Source organism: Pseudomonas sp. PME37.24/025 (genome assembly GCF_055556615.1).
In genome coordinates this window covers 1-241 of record NZ_JBVHNK010000453.1, presented here as the reverse complement: position 1 = coordinate 241, position 241 = coordinate 1, and the positions used below count along the sequence as shown (strand labels likewise).

At 63.9% G+C, this 241-nt stretch carries 1 protein-coding gene; it reads left to right on the top strand.

Features of this window, described 5'->3' with window-relative positions:
* Nucleotides 1-241, top strand: a 241-nt coding sequence (gene opgC / locus ACZ3HH_RS31055) for an OpgC domain-containing protein (RefSeq protein ID WP_465810557.1), incomplete at both ends; no start/stop codon positions are given.

The window sequence follows — 241 nt, the reverse complement described above, 5'->3', positions numbered from 1 at the left end:
GTCCGGCACATGGTACTTCAACCCGTTCTGCTGGCAGTTCCTGTTCGTGTTCGGCGGCTGGTTCGCGCTCGGCGGCGCCAGCGAATCGATCAATTTCATCCGCTCGCGCGCCTTCCTGTGGCTCGGCGGCGCCTATCTGCTGTTCGCACTGGTCATGACCCTGGCGGGCCGCTTCCCCGAACTCGGCCAGGCGATGCCGCCCTGGCTCTATGATGCGTTCAACCCGAACGACAAGACCAAC